Raw genomic sequence first — 754 nt, forward strand, 5'->3', positions numbered from 1 at the left:
CAGAAAGACGGTCCACAACGCCCGACTCTTTCATCAAGTTACCAAGACAGAACATACCCAAAAGAGGCGCAGCATCAGGAAGACAAAGTGCAACCAGAATCAATACAATAATCGGGAAAAGAATTTTTTCCAATTGATTAACTGTACGAAGCTGAACCATCTCAATCTTACGCTCTTCAGGAGTAGTCAAAGCATTCATAATAGGAGGCTGAATAACAGGAACAAGCGCCATATACGAATAAGCTGCGACAGCAATCGCGCCCAATAGGTGCGGTGCTAGTACACTTGATACGAAGATAGAAGTAGGTCCATCTGCACCACCGATAATACCGATCGTAGCAGCTTCTTCAATCGTAAATGAAACACCACCAATTTGCATACTTGTGAGGAAAGCAGCACCTAGAACGGTACCGAAAATACCAAACTGCGCAGCAGCACCTAGCAAAATAGTTTTAGGGTTAGCCAGCATTGGACCAAAGTCCGTCATTGCACCAACACCCATAAAGATAAGCAAAGGACCAACCATTGAGCCAATTACTACGTTATAGAAGTTTGTCAACATGCCATTAGCGTAACCCGCATCACTAGCAACGTTATGAGCTGCAGCGGCAGTAGCACTATCTGCCATTTTATAAGCGTCTTTAAACGCATATAAGGTCTCTTGCGTCATTTCCTGACCGGCTTCAAAAGGAACTTTCAAAACCTCTGCCAAAGCCATCATTACTTCAGGCTTGTGAAAATGTATCGCATTTTC

At 43.8% G+C, this 754-nt stretch carries 1 protein-coding gene; it reads right to left on the minus strand.

Annotation, left to right across the window (positions count from 1 at the left end; genetic code table 11):
- A partial coding sequence (locus A3756_RS02830) for a sodium ion-translocating decarboxylase subunit beta (RefSeq protein WP_156490218.1) occupies positions 1-754 on the minus strand: 754 nt, incomplete at both ends.

This window comes from Oleiphilus sp. HI0086 (assembly GCF_001635225.1).